The sequence below is a fragment of the Pseudomonas sp. MWU349 genome, assembly GCF_017947325.1.
GTDB classification, from domain to species: Bacteria; Pseudomonadota; Gammaproteobacteria; order Pseudomonadales; family Pseudomonadaceae; genus Aquipseudomonas; species Aquipseudomonas protegens.
This window is the reverse complement of record NZ_JAFEVP010000007.1, coordinates 339,773-358,352: the sequence shown is the minus strand read 5'-3', so window position 1 is coordinate 358,352 and position 18,580 is coordinate 339,773. Positions and strand designations below refer to the sequence as shown.

General features: G+C 64.3%; 16 protein-coding genes. 9 read left to right on the top strand and 7 right to left on the bottom strand.

The features are described from left to right. Nucleotides 1–18: 18 nt before the first annotated feature. From KCG88_RS27310 to KCG88_RS27300, 3 genes are all read left to right on the top strand, one after another. Entirely contained in the window at nucleotides 19–507 is a 489-nt protein-coding gene (locus KCG88_RS27310) for a GFA family protein (protein WP_047336562.1), read from the top strand. Nucleotides 508–615: 108 nt separating this feature from the next. Then, nucleotides 616–2,427 (top strand): serine hydrolase domain-containing protein, encoded by a 1,812-nt coding sequence (locus KCG88_RS27305; RefSeq protein WP_047336561.1) that lies wholly within the window; start codon nucleotides 616–618, stop codon nucleotides 2,425–2,427. A gap of 176 nt (nucleotides 2,428–2,603) precedes the next feature. Further along, nucleotides 2,604–3,206: a MipA/OmpV family protein gene (locus KCG88_RS27300; RefSeq protein WP_348984540.1), complete on the top strand. Its 603-nt coding sequence runs from the start codon at nucleotides 2,604–2,606 to the stop codon at nucleotides 3,204–3,206. Between the two features lie 67 nt (nucleotides 3,207–3,273). On the opposite strand, the gene KCG88_RS27295 is transcribed toward KCG88_RS27300, so the two are convergent. From KCG88_RS27295 to miaE, 3 genes are all read right to left on the bottom strand, one after another. Further along, complete coding sequence (locus tag KCG88_RS27295) at nucleotides 3,274–4,563, bottom strand: ATP-binding protein (RefSeq protein ID WP_047336559.1); 1,290 nt, start codon at nucleotides 4,561–4,563, stop codon at nucleotides 3,274–3,276. Continuing rightward, the gene (locus KCG88_RS27290; protein WP_047286205.1) at nucleotides 4,564–5,274 is read right to left on the bottom strand and encodes a winged helix-turn-helix domain-containing protein; all 711 of its coding nucleotides are present in this window, start codon (nucleotides 5,272–5,274) and stop codon (nucleotides 4,564–4,566) included. Between the two features lie 171 nt (nucleotides 5,275–5,445). Then, entirely contained in the window at nucleotides 5,446–6,051 is a 606-nt protein-coding gene (gene miaE, locus KCG88_RS27285; RefSeq protein ID WP_011060932.1) for a tRNA isopentenyl-2-thiomethyl-A-37 hydroxylase MiaE, read from the bottom strand. A 230-nt stretch (nucleotides 6,052–6,281) separates the two neighbouring features. Here miaE and KCG88_RS27280 point away from each other — a divergent pair, with 230 nt between their 5' ends. Next, nucleotides 6,282–7,145 carry a universal stress protein gene (locus KCG88_RS27280; RefSeq protein ID WP_210713539.1) on the top strand — a complete coding sequence of 288 codons (864 nt, stop codon included), beginning with the start codon at nucleotides 6,282–6,284 and terminating at the stop codon, nucleotides 7,143–7,145. A gap of 217 nt (nucleotides 7,146–7,362) precedes the next feature. Here KCG88_RS27280 and KCG88_RS27275 read toward each other — a convergent pair whose 3' ends face one another. Next, nucleotides 7,363–7,830: a DUF1289 domain-containing protein gene (locus KCG88_RS27275; RefSeq protein WP_011060930.1), complete on the bottom strand. Its 468-nt coding sequence runs from the start codon at nucleotides 7,828–7,830 to the stop codon at nucleotides 7,363–7,365. Nucleotides 7,831–8,239: 409 nt separating this feature from the next. Here KCG88_RS27275 and acnB point away from each other — a divergent pair, with 409 nt between their 5' ends. Beyond that, nucleotides 8,240–10,849 carry a bifunctional aconitate hydratase 2/2-methylisocitrate dehydratase gene (acnB, locus tag KCG88_RS27270; RefSeq protein WP_047286203.1) on the top strand — a complete coding sequence of 870 codons (2,610 nt, stop codon included), beginning with the start codon at nucleotides 8,240–8,242 and terminating at the stop codon, nucleotides 10,847–10,849. A gap of 54 nt (nucleotides 10,850–10,903) precedes the next feature. Here acnB and KCG88_RS27265 read toward each other — a convergent pair whose 3' ends face one another. From KCG88_RS27265 to KCG88_RS27255, 3 genes are all read right to left on the bottom strand, one after another. Next, nucleotides 10,904–12,580 carry a SulP family inorganic anion transporter gene (locus tag KCG88_RS27265; RefSeq protein ID WP_047336556.1) on the bottom strand — a complete coding sequence of 559 codons (1,677 nt, stop codon included), beginning with the start codon at nucleotides 12,578–12,580 and terminating at the stop codon, nucleotides 10,904–10,906. Next, nucleotides 12,570–13,187 (bottom strand): ParB-like protein, encoded by a 618-nt coding sequence (locus tag KCG88_RS27260; protein WP_047286201.1) that lies wholly within the window; start codon nucleotides 13,185–13,187, stop codon nucleotides 12,570–12,572. Before KCG88_RS27260 ends, KCG88_RS27265 begins: the two co-directional genes overlap by 11 nt. 240 nt (nucleotides 13,188–13,427) lie before the next feature. Beyond that, nucleotides 13,428–14,708: a serine/threonine transporter gene (locus KCG88_RS27255; RefSeq protein ID WP_047286200.1), complete on the bottom strand. Its 1,281-nt coding sequence runs from the start codon at nucleotides 14,706–14,708 to the stop codon at nucleotides 13,428–13,430. 493 nt (nucleotides 14,709–15,201) lie between these two features. Here KCG88_RS27255 and KCG88_RS27250 point away from each other — a divergent pair, with 493 nt between their 5' ends. From KCG88_RS27250 to KCG88_RS27235, 4 genes are all read left to right on the top strand, one after another. Beyond that, the gene (locus KCG88_RS27250) at nucleotides 15,202–15,741 is read left to right on the top strand and encodes a cysteine hydrolase family protein (protein WP_047286199.1); all 540 of its coding nucleotides are present in this window, start codon (nucleotides 15,202–15,204) and stop codon (nucleotides 15,739–15,741) included. Nucleotides 15,742–15,875: 134 nt separating this feature from the next. Beyond that, nucleotides 15,876–16,271 carry a VOC family protein gene (locus KCG88_RS27245; protein WP_210713538.1) on the top strand — a complete coding sequence of 132 codons (396 nt, stop codon included), beginning with the start codon at nucleotides 15,876–15,878 and terminating at the stop codon, nucleotides 16,269–16,271. Nucleotides 16,272–16,288: 17 nt separating this feature from the next. After that, a complete protein-coding gene (locus KCG88_RS27240) occupies nucleotides 16,289–17,239 on the top strand; it encodes a 2-hydroxyacid dehydrogenase (protein ID WP_047286198.1) in 951 nt (316 codons plus the stop codon). A 247-nt stretch (nucleotides 17,240–17,486) separates the two neighbouring features. Beyond that, on the top strand, nucleotides 17,487–18,554 hold the full coding sequence (locus KCG88_RS27235; protein ID WP_047336553.1) for a phosphotransferase family protein: 1,068 nt from the start codon (nucleotides 17,487–17,489) through the stop codon (nucleotides 18,552–18,554). The last annotated feature ends 26 nt before the right edge of the window (nucleotides 18,555–18,580 follow it).

The following is an 18,580-nucleotide window of genomic DNA, read 5'->3' as shown; positions in this document are numbered from 1 at the left end:
GATTCGTGGAGGTACCCCATGCAACTCCAGGGCTCCTGCCATTGCGGCGCCGTGCACTTCAGCCTGTCCAGCCGCCATCCCTATCCTTACCAACGCTGCTACTGCTCGATCTGCCGCAAGACCCAGGGCGGTGGCGGCTACGCCATCAACCTGGGGGGCGATGCGGCCAGCCTCAAGGTACGTGGGCGCAAGCACATCGTCATCTACCATGCCCGGCTCAAGTCCGCCGGTGCCGCCCGGGCCCACAGCAGCAGCGCCGAACGGCACTTCTGCGGCCGCTGCGGCTCCGGGCTTTGGCTGTTCAGCCCGCAATGGCCGGAGCTGATCCACCCTTTTGCCTCGGCCATCGACACCCCGTTGCCAGTGCCGCCGCAACACACCCACCTGATGCTCGACTCCAGGGCGCCCTGGGTCGAAGTCGATGCCGGGGCGCACGACCTGCAGTTCGCCGAATACCCCGAAGAATCGATTGCCCAATGGCACCAGCGCCTGGGGCTGGAGGCCTGAGCGCAACCGAGGCTTAACACTCTTTGACAGTTTCCCGACAAAGCTGTCAAAGACTGCCACGCCCCCCTTCCCTAGCATCCGCTGATCCAATTGGCCCTCGGGTGCTGCATGTCCCGCAAACTTCTCGGCCTGCCGCTGGTGGGCCTGCTCTTGAGCAACCTCGGCTGCAACGGCCAGCCTCCGGCGCCGCCGCCCATCGCGACCGGCGACTACGCCAGCATCATCGGCTACCTGAAGCAGTACATCCCGCAACAGATGGCCGACCATCAAGTGCCTGGGCTGTCCATCGCCCTGGTGGACGGCCAGCAACTGATCTGGGCCCGGGGATTTGGTTTCGCCGACCAGGCCCGCGGCCTGCAAGTGACCGAAAACACCGCGTTTCGCGCCGGCGCCCTGTCGCAGTTGCTGACTGCCACGGCGGTGATGCAACTGGTGGAGCAAGGGCGCCTGCAACTGGACGCACCGCTGCAGGACACCCTCAGGGAGTTCTACGTCCGCTCGCGCTTCCACGAGGACCAGAACGCCGCCGACCGGGCCGTGACTCTGCGCCGCCTGCTCAGCCACCAGGGCGGCATTCCCAGCGAATACCTGCGCGACGCACGCGCCCCCAACGCCCTCGACGAACTGCCGAGAAAGCTCAGCGGGCTGTGGCTGAGCAACGCTCCGGGAACCCAGACCGCCTACTCCAACCTCGGCTATGCCCTGCTCGGGGCGGCGGTGGAGCGCAGCAGCGGCGTGGATTTCGAACAGCAGTTGCAAAGGAGCCTGCTGCGCCCGCTGGGCATGAGCCAGTCGAGTTTTGTCGGGGACAGCCGCGCCCAGCCTTACCGGGCAAGAGGCTATGAAGACGGTGCCAGCAGCGATGCCATGGTCCGCGACCTGTCCTCCCAGGGCCTGTGGAGCAGCCCCCGGGACCTGAGCCGCTACGTACGCATGCTGTTCGCCCAGGGCCGGTACCAGGACCGCCAACTGCTCTCGGCCGCATCCATCGACGAAATGGTGCGCACGCAGAACGCCGGCAATCCGCTGGATTTCGACTGCCAGGTAGGCCTTGGCTGGTTCCTGTCGCCCTGCGGCGAGGAATGGGTCCGGCCAGATATGCGCACCTGGCAGCAAAGCGGTTTCGGTGAGGGTTTTCATGCCCGGATCAGCGTGCTGGCCGAGCCGCAACTGGCGGTGATCGTGATGAGCAATTCCGACAGCGGCGAGGCCCTGGCCCAGCCCCTGGTGCCCCAGGTACTGCGCATGCTGCTGCAGGCCCACGGCGCCCCGCCACCGCCACCACAACCGGCCGCAGCCCCCCAGGCCCAGCAACGTCGGGTTCCGCAAGCGGCGGATCGCCGGCACCTGGCGGGCTTCTATGCCACCCGCTGGGGCGTGCTGCGGATCCGCGACCAGCACCAGCGCCTGTACGCCGAGCTGGCCGGCGAGCGCTACGAACTGCTGCGGGACGAACAGGGCTGGCTGCGAGTGCGCAAGAAGCGCTTCGGGCTCTGGCCCCAGGACCTGGGCCCACTGGGGCAACTGCAACTGGACGTGATGCAGGTCCAGGGCCATCAGGTATTCACCGCCAAGAACCACGGCCAGTTGCTGGCGGTGGGGGAACGGATCGAGCCGGTGCCCCTGACGGACAACTGGCTGGCCACGGTCGGCACCTACCAGGCTCTGAGCGCCGATCCCGACGAAGCCCCCATCAACGGCATGGACATCGCCCTGGAGGACGGTTTCCTGATGATCCGCAGCCTGCAGCAAGGCCGTCCCCTCACCGACTACATCCTCGCCCCGGTGGACAACGCCCACGCGGTGATCGCCGGCAACGGCCCGGGCCTGGGCGACACCGTGCGCCGCCAGGTCAACGGCGTGAACGTCCTGGGCTACTCATTCAAACGCACCTATAACGCCAACCACCTGAGGTTCTGACCCTTCATGAAAACCCTGAAACACTCCACCACCGCCGCCTTGTGGGCCGGCACCCTGGGGCTGAGCACGGTCTGCGGCACGCTGCATGCCGAAGACTGGAAGTACGGCGTGCACGCCGGGGTGGCCAGCGTGCCCTGGCGCCGATTCTCGGCGGCGAGATCAAAAGCCCCTGGGGCGTGTTCCTCAATACCGACCAGGGCCTGGGCTGGGGCAACGAATGGGGCGACCTGTCGTTCAGTACCTGGGTCGGCCCGAGCGAATCACGGCGCGACAAGAACCACCTGGGCCAGGGCTCCAAGCGCCTCAAGGGCATGGGCGAAATAAAGTCCCGGGCGCAGTTCGGCGCACACCTGGGCTACGACCTGGGGCCGTTCGAACTGGGCGCCACCCTGACCCACGCGGTGAAGAAGAACAACAACCGCGACACCGGCTCGGCCTACAGCGCACTGGAACTGAGCATTAGCAGCAACCTCTACCAGGGCCGCCTCGGCAGCCTGGATGCCAGCCTCAACAGCCTGTTCGGCAACGCCGACTACATGCAGACCTGGTACGGGGTGAGCGACACCCAGGCGGCCCACAGCCGCTTCGGCGCCTACCGGGCCAAGGGTGGGCGGGTCAGCAGCGGCGCCGACCTGGCCTGGACCCTGCCCCTCAATGAGCAGACCAAGGTCTCGACCCTGCTGTCGATGAAGTACCTGAGCAAGGAAGCCGGCGACAGCCCGATCGTCGACCGGCGCATGCAGACCAGCATCGCCACTCAACTTGAGTACAGCTTCTAGGAAAGGAAACACGCGGCCCGTGATCACGGGCCGCGTTGCTGCGCAGGTTCAGGGCTGCGTGCGAACCTCAGTCGAGGTGGGCCCAGGTCATGCGGAACGAGGCACCGCCCCACTCCGAATCCGCCACTTCGACCTTGCCGCCGTGCCACTGCGAGACCCGCCGCACCAGCGCCAGGCCCAGGCCGAAACCGCCGGTACGCCGGTCACGGCTGGCGTCCAGGCGGGAAAACGGCTCGAAGATCTTCTCCCGGCCATCCACTGGCACCCCGGGCCCGTCATCGTTGACCCGCACTTCGTAGCCATGCTCCAGGCGCACCAGGGACACCTCGACCCGGCGGTCGGCGTAGCGGATGGCGTTGCGCAGCAGGTTGATCACCGCCCGGGCCATGAAACGCGGCTCGATGCGCACGTACTCCACCTGGCAGGAACGGATCAGCAGTTGCACCCCGGCCGCCTCGGCCTCCAGGGCTACGCTGCCGACCACGCTGTCGAGCCAGCTCTGGGCCTGGATGTTTTCCCGGTTGAGGGTGGCCGCGCCATGCTCCAGGCTGGCGTAGCTGAGGAGTTCGGAGACCATTTCCTCCAGCTCGCCGAGGTCGGCATACATGTCGGCGATCAACTCGCGGTTTTCATCCGGGTCTGGCTGTTGCTGCAACTGGTCCAGCTCGAAGGACAGCCGGGCGATGGGCGTGCGCAGTTCGTGGGACACCGCGTTGGTCAGCTCGCGCTGATTGGCGATCAGGCCCTCGATGCGCGCCGCCATGCGGTTGAAGTGCTGGGCCAGGTCGCGGATGTTGGAACGCCGCGACAGGTGCAGCCGGGTGCCCAGCTCGTTGTCGCCAAAACGTTCGGCGGCCAGGCGCAGGCGCTCCAGGTCACGCCAGTGCGGGCGCACCCAGAAGTACAGGACGATGGCCAGCAGCACGCCGAGCAAGGCATAGGCGGCGATGTTGTAGAGCAGGGTCAGGGGCGGGTCTTCCGGCAGCTTGATGCTCAACAGTTGCTTGCCGCCGTCGATGCTGCCGATGAACTCGGTGAATGCCTCGCGCACCACCAACTGGTTGGAATCCAGCAGGGCCTGTTCGCGCACGCTCAGGTCCAGGTCGTCGGCCTGCACCAGTTTGAGCAGCAGCCCGTAGTGCGGCTTGAGCTGCTCCAGCTGCTGTTGGCGCCCGGCCTCGTCGAACGGCCGCAACTGTTCGCTCAGGCTGTAGGCCGGCCCGCGCACCGCGTCGCGGTTATAGGACTCGATCAGGTCGGCGGCCAGGTAGTTGATGAAGATGTGTTGCACCGCGGTCATGGCCCCGGCGAAGCCCAGGGCCAGGAACAGGTAGAGCCCCAGAAACAGACGCAGCATTCAAACCTCCCAGGCGAACGGATTGAACAGGTAGCCCTTGCCCCACACCGTCTTGATGCACACCGGCTCGCGCGGGTTGTCCTTGAGCTTGCCCCGCAACTTGCTGATGTAGACATCGACACTGCGGTTGAGGCCGTCGAACTCGATGCCGCGCATGCGGTTGAGGATGTCGTCCCGGGACAGGGTCTTGCCCGGCGCGCTGGCCAGCAGCCAGAGCAGCTCGAACTCCATGGTGGTCAGTTCCACCGGCTCGCCCGCCAGGCGCACCTCGCGGCTGTTGCGGTCGATGTTCAGCACGCCGAATGCCAGGGCCCCGCGCAGGGGGGTGGTTTCCGGCACCTGGCGCCGTTGCAGGGCCCGCAGGCGCGCCAGCAGCACCGCCGGTTTAATAGGCTTGATCACGTAGTCATCGGCGCCGGATTCCAGGCCGAGGATGTGGTCCAGGTCGTCTTCCTTGGCGGTGAGGATGACGATGGGGGTGTCCGCCACGGCGCGGATTTCCCGGCACACGTGCAGGCCGCTCTGACCGGGCAACATCAGGTCGAGCACCACCAGTTTCGGTTTGAATTCGAGAAATGCCGCCAGGGCGGTATCGCCGCGGTGAACCGTCAGCACTTCAAAGCCGTGCTGGGACAGAAAGTGCGCGATCAGCCCGGCGAGCTTCTCGTCATCTTCCACCAGCAATACCTTGCCAAGACCCAGGTTTTCCATATTTGCCAATCTGAGAACACACAATTTGTGCGCGCGCATTATAGAGGGCAAGAGGTTAAGGAAAGGATAACGCGAGCCACAAAACCCGGGACTTGCAGCGGTTTTGCGCGATATTTCATTCTTTTAAGAGTTTTTAACAATTTGCCCCTGTTTTTACACAAGGGCAGTGCATCACCAGGCGGGCACGCCACTGTGAAAACGGAACTCAGGGTCCGGCGACTCGATCAGTTCCTGCTCCGCTGCCCGCACCCGGTCGATGACCTGGGCGATGTCCTTGGCGTCGCCATACTGATAGGCCAGCTTCAGGTAGCCCTGGTAGTGCCGGGCCTCGCTTTTGAGCAGGCCGAAGTAGAACTTGCCCAGCTCCTCGTCCAGGTGCGGCACCAGGGCTTCGAAACGCTCGCAGCTGCGGGCCTCGATAAAGGCGCCCACCACCAGGGTGTCCACCAGCTTCACCGGTTCGTGGCTGCGCACCACCTTGCGCAGGCCCGAGGCATAGCGGCCGGCATGCAACTGGCGCAGCTCGACCTTGCGTTTCTTCATCAGGCGCAGGACCTGCTCATGGTGCACCAGCTCTTCCCGGGCCAGGCGCGACATCATGTTGATCAGGTCGACATGGGCGTGGTACTTGGCGATCAGGCTCAAGGCGGTGCTGGCGGCCTTGAACTCGCAGTTCTTGTGGTCGATCAGCAGGGTTTCCTGGTCGGCCAGGGCCGCCTGGACCCAGGCGTCGGGCGTGCGGCAGCCAAGAAAGTCGGGAATTTCAGGAAAGTTCATCGGCGCATTTCCGAACAATCAGCCACGACCGCAAAGCGGCAGGCAGCACTATCAGTGGTCGTTAACATGAGGCTCACGGGACAAGAAGGCTTCATAGCCAAAGGCCGGCGATTATACCGGCCAGGCCGCAGACCACCAGCGGCCGCGGTTGATATGCATCAACATCCGGCCCGGGCGCCAGCAACTATAGTTGTGCACGGTAGCCGTTCATCTTCCTGGAGATCCCGATCATGCAAAGCATCCGCAGTATCCTGGTGGTCATCGATCCCACGCCTGGCGAAAGCCTCGCCCTCAAGCGCGCCAAGCTGATTGCCGGGGTCACCCAGGCCCACCTGCACCTGCTGGTCTGCGACAGAAAGCACGAGCATTCGGCGCTTTTGAGCGTACTCAAGAGCAGCCTCACCGGTGAAGGCTACAGCGTCACCACCGAACAGGCCTGGAATGAAAGCCTGCACGAAACCATCATCGATGTGCAGCAGGCCGAGGGCTGCGGCCTGGTGATCAAGCAGCACCTGCCGGACGCCCCGCTGAAGAAAGCCCTGCTGACCCCGGCGGACTGGAAACTTCTGCGCTACTGCCCGACCCCGGTACTGCTGGTCAAGACCGCCACGCCCTGGGCCGGCGGCGTGGTGATGGCCGCCATCGACGTCGGCAACATGGACGGCGAGCACCGGGCCCTGCACGCCAGTATCGTCGACCACGGCTTCGATATCGCCAGCCTGGCCAAGGCCCAGTTACATGTGATCAGCGCTCACCCCTCACCGATGCTGTCGGCCGCCGACCCGGTGTTCCAGCTCAAGGAAACCATCGAGGCGCGCTATCGCGAGCAGTGCAAGGCGTTCCAGGCCGAGTTCGACATCGACGACGCCCACCTGCATATCGAGGAAGGCCCGGCCGATGTGCTGATTCCCCACCTGGCCCGCAAGCTTGGCGCCGTGCTGACCATCATCGGCACCGTGGCCCGCACCGGGATTTCCGGGGCGCTGATCGGCAACACCGCCGAAGTGGTGCTCGACTCCCTGGACAGCGACGTGCTGGTGCTCAAGCCGGCGGACATCATGGATCACCTGGAAGAGCTGGCGGCCAAGGCTTGAGCCCCCTCCCCGCATCGCCATCGCGTGACCTGCGTCGCCCATGACGACGCTTTCGCTGGCAAGCCAGCTCCTACAGAGCCCGATCAACCTGATCCCGTAGGAGCCGGCTTGCCGGCGAAGAGGCCTACAAGCCTTGCACCGCCCTGGCGGCCGTCTTCGCTGGCAAGCCAGCGCCTACAGTGGCATTTGCGTGGGGGGCGCCTTGGCGGCGGAGCACTCAGCCGAGGGCATCCTTGAGAAAGCCGGGGGCGATGTAGCGCTGGTAGTGGGCTTCGGACAGCAGGAAGAATTCCCGATCAATGGCGTCGCGCAACTCCGGCAAGGCCCAGTCGCGAAACTCAGGCAGCAGCACCATCCCATAGGCATCGAGCTGGTTGATCACCCGCGCGCCACGGGCAATCAGCTGGTAGGCCCAGCAATACTCGGACTGATGGGGCACGAAGCGGATCTTGCGCTGCTCCAGTTGCTCGCGCAGGCGCACCGGATCGAAGACTTCCAACTTGGCCGCCATCACCTGCACCAGCAGGTGCTCAAGACGCAGCCAGACCGCGCGTTTTTCCTCCTCGTTGTAACCATTCCAGTTGATCACTTCATGGTGGAAACGCTTGCAGCCACGGCATACCAGATCGCCGTAAACCGTGGAACAGAGGCCGACGCAAGGGGTCTTGATGGTCTGATTGGGCATAGAGAGACAACGCACGCAAAAGCAAAACAGTGGGCAATGTTAGCCCTTTGTCTAAGATTGATCACCCCTCAAACTTCAATACAGCAACTTACGTTGAGGCTTTTTTTACCGTAGAATCAGCCAGCCTTTTTAGGCGCCAATGTCCGTTTGAAGCTGTTTTCAAAGCGTCACGAGCACAGTCGTTCCTTCAGAGCGGTGTTGGCGAGGGGTTTTTCCAGCGGGGAAAAACCCAACGCCAACCCTCATCAGCTCCCCGTTCTGCAGGCGTAAAACTTTGAAAGCAGCTTCTGTAAGGAATTGTCGGTAATTCTGGCTAAGCGGCCCACAACGCCACGCAGCGCATGAGTACGGCAATTTCGGGATGAGCGTCCCGGACACCCATTTGGGACCACTGATGAGGGTAATAACTGTGCTTGAAGCCTACCGCAAACATATCGAAGAGCGCGCAGCACTGGGTATCGTTCCCCAGCCGCTTAACGCCGAACAAACTGCAGGCCTGGTCGAGCTGCTGAAGAATCCCCCGGCTGGCGAAGAAGCTTTCCTCGTTGACCTGATCACCAACCGCGTTCCACCAGGAGTTGACGAAGCCGCCTACGTCAAGGCCGGTTTCCTCTCCGCGCTGGCCAAAGGCGAAGCCTCCTCCCCTCTGATCGACAAGAAGCGCGCCGTTGAACTGCTGGGCACCATGCAGGGCGGCTACAACATCGTGACCCTGGTGAACCTGCTGGACGACGCCGAACTGGCGCCAGTGGCCGCCGCTCAACTCAAGCACACCCTGCTGATGTTCGACGCCTTCCACGACGTCGCGGAAAAAGCCAAGAACGGCAACGTTCACGCCCAAGGCGTACTGCAATCCTGGGCCGACGGCGAGTGGTTCAAGAACCGTCCGGTACTGGCCGACAAGATCAGCCTGCGGGTGTTCAAGGTCACCGGCGAAACCAACACCGACGACCTGTCCCCGGCACCAGACGCCTGGTCGCGTCCTGACATCCCGCTGCACGCCCTGGCCATGCTGAAAATGGCCCGTGACGGCATCGTTCCGGACGAGCAAGGCAAGACCGGCCCGATGAAGCAGATCGAAGAAATGCGCGGTCAAGGCTTCCCGATCGCCTACGTCGGTGACGTGGTCGGTACCGGTTCCTCGCGTAAATCGGCCACCAACTCGGTGCTGTGGTTCTTCGGCGACGACGTGCCTTACGTGCCGAACAAGCGCGCCGGCGGCTTCTGCTTCGGCAGCAAGATCGCTCCGATCTTCTACAACACCATGGAAGACGCCGGCGCCCTGCCGATCGAATTCGACGTGTCGAAGATGAACATGGGCGACGTGATCGACCTGTACCCGCACGCAGGCAAAGTCTGCAAGCACGGTACCGACGAAGTCCTGGCCACCTTCGAAATGAAGACCCCGGTCCTGCTCGACGAAGTCCGTGCCGGCGGCCGTATCCCGCTGATCATCGGCCGTGGCCTGACCGAAAAGGCTCGCGCCGAACTGGGCCTGCCTGCGTTCGACCTGTTCAAGAAGCCCGAAGCCCCTGTTGAAAGCACCAAGGGCTTCACCCTGGCGCAGAAGATGGTCGGCAAGGCCTGCGGCCTGGCAGAAGGCAAAGGCGTGCGTCCTGGCACCTACTGCGAACCGAAGATGACCACCGTCGGCTCTCAGGACACCACAGGTCCCATGACCCGTGACGAACTGAAAGACTTGGCGTGCCTGGGCTTCTCCGCTGACCTGGTGATGCAGTCCTTCTGCCACACCGCGGCGTATCCGAAGCCGATCGACGTGACCACCCACCACACCCTGCCTGACTTCATCATGACCCGCGGCGGCGTTTCCCTGCGTCCGGGCGACGGCATCATCCACTCGTGGCTGAACCGCATGCTGCTGCCAGACACCGTCGGTACCGGTGGTGACTCCCACACCCGTTTCCCGATGGGCATCTCGTTCCCGGCCGGTTCCGGCCTGGTAGCGTTCGCCGCTGCCACCGGCGTCATGCCGCTGGACATGCCGGAATCGATCCTGGTGCGCTTCAAGGGCAAAATGAAACCTGGCATCACCCTGCGTGACCTGGTCCATGCCATTCCTTACTTCGCCATCCAGAAAGGCCTGCTGACCGTCGAGAAGAAAGGCAAGAAAAACGCCTTCTCCGGCCGCATCCTGGAAATCGAAGGCCTGGAAGGCCTGACCCTGGAGCAGGCGTTCGAGCTGTCCGACGCCTCGGCCGAGCGTTCGGCTGCCGGTTGCACCATCAAGCTGTCGAAAGAGTCGATCACCGAGTACCTGCAATCCAACATCACCCTGCTGCGCTGGATGATCGGCGAAGGCTACGGTGACGCACGTACCCTGGAACGTCGTGCTCAAGCGATGGAAGCCTGGATCGCCAACCCGCAACTGATGGAAGCCGATGCCGACGCCGAATACGCCGAAATCATCGAAATCGACCTGGCCGACATCAGCGAGCCGGTACTGTGCGCGCCGAACGACCCGGACGACGCCCGTCTGCTGTCCAGCGTTGCTGGCGAGAAGATCGACGAAGTGTTCATCGGTTCGTGCATGACCAACATCGGTCACTTCCGCGCTGCCGGTAAACTGCTGGATCAGGTCAAGGGCCAGCTGCCTACCCGTCTGTGGCTGTCGCCGCCGACCAAGATGGACGCTCACCAACTGACCGAAGAAGGCTACTACGGCATCTACGGCAAGGCCGGCGCCCGCATGGAAATGCCAGGCTGCTCGCTGTGCATGGGTAACCAGGCTCGCGTCGAGCCGAACAGCACCGTGGTGTCGACCTCGACCCGTAACTTCCCGAACCGTCTGGGCGATGGCGCCAACGTCTACCTGGCTTCGGCCGAGCTGGCGTCGGTGGCTTCGATCCTGGGTCGCCTGCCGACCGTCGAGGAGTACATGGAATACGCTGGCAAGATCGACAGCATGGCGGCCGATATCTACCGCTACCTGTCCTTCGACCAGATCGCCGAGTTCCGTGAAGCGGCTGCCAACGCCAACATCCCGGTGGTGCAAGCCTAAGGCTGTAGCGTTGTAAGAAGGAACGCCGCGTATTCCACGATACGCGGCGTTTTTTTATGCCTGGGAAAAAGCCCCGGCCTTCCAGCCCCGCAAGCTCTCCTGCAGCGTGTCGTCGACGCTGGTGCCGCTGAGCAGCACCTGGTACTCGCGACTCGACGGCAGCAGTGCCAGGGCGTCCTTGGCCTCGTGCTTGAGCCGCGCCAGGGCCAGGTGCTTGTGCTCCAGGCTGACCTGGCGGAAGAACTCGTCCAGGGCCTCGATGCTGGTGCCGTCCAGGTCCGGGGACTCCTCCAGGCTGAGGATGATGCTGTGGATCGGCGCCTGCACATGGCGGATCAGGCGCAGGGCGCCGCCGAGGATGCGTTCGGCGTTGGCGAAGAACAACGCCTCCCCCGGCCGCAGGATCAGCACGCCGGGCACCTGTCGGGCCTGAGGATGAAGGCTGAGATCGACAAAGTCGTGGCCGCTGCCCAACTGCCCGAGGATCTGGATATCCGCCGCCGACATCTGCCGCAGCAGCAACAGGATGCTGATGCCCACTGACAGCAGCAGCCCGTCCAGCACCCCCAGCACCAGCACCGCGCTGACCGCACAGATCACCAGCACCCGGTCACGCCGCCAGATGAAGTAGCGCCCCAGGGGTTGCAGGCTCAGGCCATGACCCAGGGCGTACATGACAATCGCCGCCAGCACCGGCTCCGGGGTCAGGGCGATATAGGGCAGCACGGTCAGCACGATGAGCAGCATCACCGCCGCCGCGGTCAGCCCTGCCAGGCGCGAGCGCGCCCCGGCCGCCTCGTTGGCGGAAGTGGCCGAGTAGCCGGCCCCCGCGGGCATGCCATGGAACAGCCCCGAGAGCAGATTGGAAGCGCCCAGGGCCAGCAGGTCGCGGTTGGAGGAAACCCGGTCGCCATGCTTCAGGGCAAAGGAGCTGATGGAGCCATAGGATTCGGCATACAGGATCATCACCAGGGCGAACGCCAGTTCCCCCAGGCGCAGCCAGTCGGCAAAGGGCAGTTGCGGCAGGCTCGGCACCTCCAGCTTGAGTTCGATGACCCCGATCAGGTCCACGCCATGGGCCGGCAGGTTGAACCACTGGCCGGCGCCAATGCCGATCACCACCGCCACCAGCCCGCCGGGCACATAGGGAATTCGCGAGCAGATCCCCAGCACCAGCAGCGCCACCGCCGCCACCGCGGCGCCGGCCCAGTTCCATTGCGGCCACTGCTCCAGCAACTGCGGCAGGAAGCGCACCAGGTTGCCGGTGCTCAGGTGCACCCCGACCACGGTGGCGAACTGCTTGAGGACAATGGTCAACGCCAGGCCGAAGGCAAAGCCGCGCAGCACCGGCTTGGCAATGAAAGCGGTCACGCCCCCCAGGCGAAACAGCCCGGCCAGGAGGAAGAACCCCCCAGTGAGCAGCACCAGGGCAAAAGCCAGGCTCAAGCGCAGCTGGGTATCGCCACCGGCCAGGGACAGGGTGGCCGCCGCCAGCACCGCGGCCGACGATGAAGTGGCAGACACAATGGCAAAGCGGCTGGTGCCGAACAGGCCGTAGCACAGCAACCCGGCAAACAGGGCAATGACCCCGGCCTGGGGCGGCAAGGCGGCGATGCTGGAATAGGCCACGGCTTCCGGCAACAACAGGCCCGCGATGGACAGCCCGGCCAGCAGGTCGCGGCTGCGCCGCGGTTCAGGAGTGGCAGAAAGCTGCCCTTGATCAGTCGACAATCTGGCCCACCCATCCCGGCAAGTAACGTGCCTCCTGGCTGCGCGCCAGCTTCATGGCCCGACCTTGAACCTTGGCCCCCAGCCTGCCCAGCGCCTGACTGTCGATGCGCCGGCGGAAAAAGTCCGCCCAGAGAAATTCGCTGAACGGCGTGGTGTCCTTGGCAAAACCGCCAGCACGCCGCAACAGGCCGGCCAGGCTGCGGTAGGGATCGTCCTGCAGGTCGAGGATACGCGCGGGAATCCGCTCGAATGAGCGCCGCACGCCCTGCGCATCGTAAGGATGAGCCCATTGGTTGAATGCCATTACCTCCCAGAAACTGTCGGGCTCGACAAAGGACAAATCCTTGAGCACCAGCAACGACACCTCTTTCACCCGCTCCTGCAACAAGGCCATACCGAAGTGATGATGGTCGACGATGTAATAGCGCTGCCCAGGGCCCAGCACGCAGGGGAACCAGTGATCCTTCAGGGCTGCCGCCCGCGCCTTGCGCTTGAGCTGCTGCCACATCTGGCGCTTGGCGTTGACTTCGGCCAAGCCCACGGTGAGTTGGGTCGGGTGCAGGGTATCCAGCCGGGCGCGAATCAACTGTGGGTGAGCACGGGCCATGCAATGACTCCAGACAGGAACAAAATCATCAGCTTAGACCTTTATTCGAGGTCACAGACGATCCCGGTCATTACCTTGAACGACAACGCCGCCGATGCTGTGAAGCAACGGCGGCGTTGTCTGTAGGAGCGGGCTTGGGCCAAGGCTTGGCTGCAGGCTCCCTTCACCGGCAAGCCGGGCCCTGCCGGGAGTGCGCGCTCGGCCCAGGCACCGAAAGCGCCCACAAGGGCGCCCAACCACTCACGATGCCAGGGAGTACACCAGGGCGGTAATGGCCACCAGGCCCACCAGGGTCACGAAGACGTTGGAAGCCTGGCCGCGGTAGCGGGCCATGGCCGGCACCTTGCGGATGGCGTACATCGGCATCAGGAACAGGATCGCCGCGATCACCGGGCCGCCCATGGTCTCGATCATCGTCAGGATGCTCGGGTTGAGGGTGGCCACGGCCCAGCAGATCACCAGCATGAAGGCGGCGGTGACGCGGTCCAGGGTTTTGGTGCCCGGGCGCCGGCCGCTCTTGCCGATCAAGCCCTTGAGACCTTCGCTGGCACCGATGTAGTGGCCCAGGAAGGACTTGGCAATGGCCACGAAGGCAATCAACGGCGCGGCAAAGGCAATGGTCGGATTCTGGAAATGGTTGGCCAGGTAGGACAGGATCGACAGGTTCTGCGCCTTGGCTTCAGCCAACTGCGCCGGGCTCAGGGTCAGTACGCAACTGAAGACGAAGAACAGCACCATGCCCACCATCAGCAGGTGAGCACGGGAGAGAATCTGCGAGCTGCGCTCTTGGGCGTGCACGCCATAGCGGCGCTTCTGGTCGACGGCAAAGGCCGAGATGATCGGCGAATGGTTGAACGAGAAGACCATCACCGGAATCGCCAGCCACAGGGTATGCAGGAAGGCCGAAGGCGCCGGGACATCGCTGACGGTGGCGAGGATGCCGCCATTCCAGTGCGGGATCAGGAACACCGCGAGGAACAGCAGGGCCACGATGAAGGGGTAGACCATCAGGCTCATGGCCTTGACGATCACCTGCTCGCCGCAACGCACCACCACCAGCAGGCCGAAGATCAGCACCAGGGCCAGGATCGCCCGCGGTGGCGGCGCGATGTGCAGTTGGTTGGTCATGAAGCTGTCGACGGTGTTGGTCAGGGCCACGCTGTAGATCAGCAGGATCGGGAAGATCGCCAAAAAGTACAGCAAGGTGATCAGGGCACCGGCGGTGAGGCCGAAATGCTCTTCCACCACGTCAGTGATGTCCGCACCGTCACGCCCGGAAAGCACGAAGCGGGTCAGGCCGCGGTGTGCATAGAAGGTCATGGGGAAGGCCAGCAGCGCCAGGATCAACAGCGGCCAGAAACCGCCGATGCCGGCATTGATGGGCAGAAACAGGGTACCGGCACCGATGGCCGTGCCAAACAGGCCGAGCATCCAGGTGGTGTCTTGGCGGTTCCAGCGGGTCAGGGTCGCTGGGGCCGCGGTTTCAAAGCGTTGATCAACGCTGTTGGCCTGATCATTCATCCGGTGGGATCTCCACATTCCGGTCGTTTGCCATTCACCCGGGCGTATCGGAGTACCCGACAGGCAGTGCCCGAGCGAAAAGAGGGGGCGCGATTGTCCGGGATTCCAAGGGCCCTGCATAGACTCAGCTGAGGAACGGTTTATGCGCTTCAGGGATTTTTTCGTTTGATGGCAAAGCGTCTGGCCCGGCCCTCTCCCGCTCGATCCGCGTTCCGTAGGAGCTGGCTTGCCAGCGAAAGGCGCCCGCCTGAAGACGTCATTCGCCGGCAAGCCGGCCCCTGCCGGGCCGCGTTGACAAGCCTCACGGGCAGGCGGCATGATCGGACCCCATGAATATCTACGCGCTGAACCCTACCTCCACCACCACGACTGCCTTCGGCGGGTCGTGTGGTGGCTGTGCGGGATGACACAAGCACAGTAGAACCAAGGCCCCGCCAGCAATGGACGGGGCCTTTTGTTTCTCCGTCCGGCTGGCACTACAAGGAGAGACAAGATGCCTTTATCCAACGCCAAGCGTGCCCTGTTGGTGATCGACATGCAGGTTGGCCTGTTCAATGGACCGGACAAGCCCTACCACCGCGAGCAGGTCCTGGAAAACATCAACCAACTGATCCGCCGCGCCCGCCAGGCCGGAGCGCCGATCTTTGCCGTGCGCCACACCGGCCCGGCCCAATCCCCCATCGCCGCCGGCAGCCCGTTGTGGCAGCTGCTGCCGACCCTGGAAGTGGATGAACAACAGGACTGCGTACTGGACAAGACCCGCCCCAGCTGTTTCGTCGGCACCGGGCTGGCCGAGCGCCTGCAAGCAGCCCAGGTCAAGGAGTTGGTGATCGTCGGCATGAAGACCCAATACTGCGTCGATGCCACCTGCCGCGCGGCCGGCGACCTGGGCTTTGCCGCCGTGCTGGTGGAAGACGCCCACACCTGCATGGACACCCCGCTGCTGGGGGCCAGGACCATCATCGCCCATCACAACGCCACCCTGAACGGCCCCTTCGTGCGCCTGGCCACAACCGCCGATGTAACCTTCTGACCCCATCGTCCCCACACCGCCCCGGGCACGCCGAACATGGCGTGATTCCCCCGGGAACGGTGCCGGCGAGCATTGCCAAAAACCCTCGCAACCCGCACCCTTGAGCCTTCGCCCCTGCCCGTATGGAACCCTCCATGAGCGCCACGACGATCGCCGGCTGCCTCCTCTACAGCCTTGATCCACCTTCCCTCGCCCGCTTCTATGCCGAACTGCTGGGCTGGCCCATCACCGAACAGCAAGCCGATTACCAGCAACTGGCCCATCAGGGCTTCGAGCTGACCCTGGTCCAGGTACCGCCAGCGATTGCTTCGCGCATCGTCCTCCAGGAACCGCCACTGCCCCGCAGCGATTGCGCCTGCAAGCCACTGTTCCAGGTAGACGACCTGGCCCGGGCCCGGCAGCGCGCTGCCAAGGCCGGTGGCCGGGTGTACGAGGCCGAGCGCGAATGGCAATTCAAGGACGCCCGGGCCTGCGACGGCATCGACCCGGAAGGCAACATCTTTCAATTGCGCCAACCCCTGCCCCGCTAACCCACGAGGAGTCCGCCATGCGCGCCACCGTTCTGGTCCTGGTTGAAAACGTCAACGCCTACCTGCCGCACCTCGAAGACCTGGGTTTCAGGCTGATCCTGGCGCCCACCCCACAGACCCGGGCCCAGGCGATCCGGGACCACGCGGGGCAGATCGATGCGGTGCTGACCCGTGGCCCCCTGGGGCTGAGCGCGGCGGAAATCGCCGCCCTGCCCCGATTGCAGATCATCTGCGTGATCGGCGCCGGCTATGAGCAAGTGGACCTGCAAGCGGCGAGCAATCGCGCAATCGCGGTAACCAATGGCGCCGGGGTCAACGCTTCGTCCGTGGCCGATCATGCCCTGGCCCTGCTGCTGGCCCTGGTGCGCGGCATTCCCCAGTCCGACGCCGCGGTACGCCAGGGGCACTGGCCGAAGGTGCTGCGCCCGTCCCTGGCCGGCATGCGCCTGGGGGTGCTCGGCCTCGGCGCCGTAGGCCAGGCCATCGCCCGGCGCTGCGCCCTGGGCTTCGACATGCCGGTGAGCTACCACAGCCGCCAGCCACGCCCCGACCAGCCCTACCGCTTCAGCCCGACCCTGGTGGAACTGGCCCGGGACTCGGACGTCCTGGTGATCGCCACCCCGGGCGGCGCCGACACCCGGCACCTGGTGGATCAGCCGGTGCTGCAAGCCCTTGGCCCCGAAGGGTTCCTGGTGAACATTGCCCGGGCCAGCGTGGTGGACACCAACGCCCTGCTGCTGGCCCTGCAGCAGCGGCGGATTGCCGGCGCGGCCCTGGATGTGTTCGATGACGAACCCCAAGTCCCGGACGCCTTCAAGGTGCTCGACAACGTTGTGCTCACGCCCCACGTGGCCGGCCTTTCGCCCCAGGCCAGCCGCGATACCGTGGCGATGGTCGGCCAGAACCTGCTGGCCCACTTCGAAGGCCGGCCACTGCTGACCCCGCTGGCCCTGCCGGCACCGAACTGACCCGTCCCCGAGTCAACGCCTATGCTCGTGGGGCGGACAACCTCTGTGCCTGCATGGCCGGCTCCTGTGGGGGCTTGGCCTCACCGGGTCGTAGCCACACGGGGCTAAATTCAAACGCTTGTATCAAAAGCAATGATTGTCCGGCAACACGCGCACCTATAAAGGCCCGCCGCGATTGTGAGGGGCCGGTAGGCGCATTAGATTAGCCAATAATCTCTGGCCTCCAGAATAAGCAGAAGGGATAAGCATGGCGCTTACAGACCAGTCCACCCGCACTCGCTCCGGCGAGGAACTCGATGCCAACCTGATCGACCCGTACCTCAAGGCGCACATTCCCGGCCTGAGCGGTACGCCGCAGATCAGCCAGTTCCCGGGCGGTGCCTCGAACCTCACCTACCTGCTGGAATACCCCGGGCAGGAGTTTGTCCTGCGTCGCCCGCCCTTCGGCCACAAGGCCAAGTCGGCCCACGACATGGGCCGCGAGTTCCGCATTCTCAACCAGCTCAGGGACGGTTTCCCCTACTGCCCCAAGGCCTACGTGCACTGCACCGACGAGTCGGTGATCGGCGCCGAGTTCTATGTCATGGAACGGGTCAAGGGCATCATCCTGCGCTCCGACCTGCCGCCGGAGCTGGGCCTGGATGCCGGCCAGACCGAGGCCCTGTGCAAGAGCTTCATCGATCGTTTCGTCGAGCTGCACCGGGTCGACTACAGCGCCTGCGGCCTGGGTGACCTGGGCAAGCCCGAAGGCTATGTGCAGCGCCAGATCAAGGGCTGGAGCGACCGCTACGAGAAGGCCCTGACCCCGGACGCGCCGCACTGGGAGAAGGTCAAGGCCTGGCTCAACGAGAAGATGCCCGCCGACCACCCGACCTCGAGCATCGTGCACAACGACTACCGCTTCGACAACGTGATCCTCGACCCACAGAACCCGATGCAGATCATCGGTGTGCTGGACTGGGAACTGACCACCCTGGGGGATCCGCTGATGGACCTGGGCAACACCCTGGCCTACTGGATCGAGGCCGGCGACCCGGCGCCGGTGCAACTGATGCGCCGCCAGCCGAGCAACGCCCCGGGCATGCTGACCCGCCAGCAGTTCGTCGACTACTACGCCGAGCGCGCGGGAATCGAAATCGGCAACTTCGACTTCTACTACACCTACGGCCTGTTCCGCCTGGCCGGCATCGTGCAGCAGATCTACTACCGCTTCTACCATGGCCAGACCCAGGACAAACGCTTCGCGCAGTTCATTCACATGAACAAACTGCTGGAGCAGATGAGCCTGCAGGTCATTCACAAATCCAGCCTCTGACCGCGCCCCGGCGCTCGACAGCCCAA

Excerpts from the sequence above, each read along its gene's own strand:
- KCG88_RS27310 (WP_047336562.1), top strand. The coding sequence starts at position 19 with ATGCAACTCCAGGGCTCCTGCCATTGCGGCGCCGTGCACTTCAGCCTG.
- KCG88_RS27305 (WP_047336561.1), top strand. The coding sequence starts at position 616 with ATGTCCCGCAAACTTCTCGGCCTGCCGCTGGTGGGCCTGCTCTTGAGC.
- KCG88_RS27295 (WP_047336559.1), bottom strand. The coding sequence starts at position 4,563 with ATGCTGCGTCTGTTTCTGGGGCTCTACCTGTTCCTGGCCCTGGGCTTC.
- KCG88_RS27290 (WP_047286205.1), bottom strand. The coding sequence starts at position 5,274 with ATGGAAAACCTGGGTCTTGGCAAGGTATTGCTGGTGGAAGATGACGAG.
- miaE (WP_011060932.1), bottom strand. The coding sequence starts at position 6,051 with ATGAACTTTCCTGAAATTCCCGACTTTCTTGGCTGCCGCACGCCCGAC.
- KCG88_RS27280 (WP_210713539.1), top strand. The coding sequence starts at position 6,282 with ATGCAAAGCATCCGCAGTATCCTGGTGGTCATCGATCCCACGCCTGGC.
- KCG88_RS27275 (WP_011060930.1), bottom strand. The coding sequence starts at position 7,830 with ATGCCCAATCAGACCATCAAGACCCCTTGCGTCGGCCTCTGTTCCACG.
- KCG88_RS27260 (WP_047286201.1), bottom strand. The coding sequence starts at position 13,187 with ATGGCCCGTGCTCACCCACAGTTGATTCGCGCCCGGCTGGATACCCTG.
- KCG88_RS27255 (WP_047286200.1), bottom strand. The coding sequence starts at position 14,708 with ATGAATGATCAGGCCAACAGCGTTGATCAACGCTTTGAAACCGCGGCC.
- KCG88_RS27250 (WP_047286199.1), top strand. The coding sequence starts at position 15,202 with ATGCCTTTATCCAACGCCAAGCGTGCCCTGTTGGTGATCGACATGCAG.
- KCG88_RS27245 (WP_210713538.1), top strand. The coding sequence starts at position 15,876 with ATGAGCGCCACGACGATCGCCGGCTGCCTCCTCTACAGCCTTGATCCA.
- KCG88_RS27240 (WP_047286198.1), top strand. The coding sequence starts at position 16,289 with ATGCGCGCCACCGTTCTGGTCCTGGTTGAAAACGTCAACGCCTACCTG.
- KCG88_RS27235 (WP_047336553.1), top strand. The coding sequence starts at position 17,487 with ATGGCGCTTACAGACCAGTCCACCCGCACTCGCTCCGGCGAGGAACTC.